At 71.0% G+C, this 879-nt stretch carries 1 protein-coding gene and 1 pseudogene; both read left to right on the plus strand.

The features are described from left to right. Nucleotides 1-215 (plus strand): annotated as a pseudogene (locus tag MVA01S_RS29975) (hypothetical protein); the annotation flags it as partial. A gap of 29 nt (nt 216-244) precedes the next feature. Next, nucleotides 245-859: a cob(I)yrinic acid a,c-diamide adenosyltransferase gene (cobO, locus tag MVA01S_RS29980; RefSeq protein ID WP_003933187.1), complete on the plus strand. Its 615-nt coding sequence runs from the start codon at nt 245-247 to the stop codon at nt 857-859. Nucleotides 860-879: the final 20 nt, after the last annotated feature.

An 879-nucleotide genomic window follows, 5' to 3' on the forward strand; every position in this document is an offset into this window, starting at 1 on the left:
CGGACCCGCTCGGCCGGACGCGCACCGCGGCGGCCCGGTTGGTCGCCGAGGGTGCGGCCGCGGTCGTCGTCGACTGCGAGACGTCCTACATCCGGCTCGATCTGGCTCAGGACCTGGCCCGACAGCTCGGGGCACCCGCGGTGCGACTGGCCGAGCTGCGGGCCGACAATCTGACGTCCCTGGTCAAGGCGCAGGCCGGCCGGGACGCCGCTTAAAAAGACGCTGCATAGAAAGGGGTGGCGCCATGCCGCAAGGGCAACCGCTGACTGTTCCCGACGACGGCCTGACGACCAGGGCGCGGCGCAACGCCCCGCTGCTCGCGGTGCACACCGGGCCCGGCAAGGGTAAGTCGACCGCCGCGTTCGGGATGGCGCTGCGCGCGTGGAACCAGGGTTTCGACATCGCGGTCTTCCAGTTCGTCAAGAGCGCGAAGTGGAAGGTGGGCGAGGAGACCGCGCTGTGTGAACTCGGCCGCGCGCACGACGAGCGCGGGGTCGGCGGTCCGGTCGAGTGGCACAAGATGGGCTCGGGCTGGTCGTGGACGCGGAAGGCCGGCTCCGAGGTCGACCACGCCGCCGCGGCAGCCGACGGTTGGGCCGAGATCGCGCGCCGGCTCGCCGAGCAGCGTCACGACTTCTATGTGCTCGACGAATTCACCTACCCGCTGAAGTGGGGGTGGGTCGACGTCGACGAGGTGGTGTCGACGCTGGCCGCCCGCCCCGGTACCCAACACGTGGTGATCACCGGCCGCAACGCCCCTCCGGCGCTGCTCGACGCCGCCGACCTGGTCACCGAGATGACCAAGGTCAAGCACCCGATGGACGCCGGCCGTAAGGGCCAGAAGGGCATCGAGTGGTGACGCTTCCCCGCGAGCGTGCG

Origin of the sequence: Mycolicibacterium vaccae NBRC 14118 = CIP 105934 (assembly GCF_001552715.1) — a bacterium.
In the GTDB taxonomy this organism is placed as follows: Bacteria; Actinomycetota; Actinomycetes; order Mycobacteriales; family Mycobacteriaceae; genus Mycobacterium; species Mycobacterium vaccae.

Bases quoted from the DNA above. Each gene is read 5' to 3' on its own strand.
- cobO (WP_003933187.1), top strand. From the start codon at position 245: ATGCCGCAAGGGCAACCGCTGACTGTTCCCGACGACGGCCTGACGACC.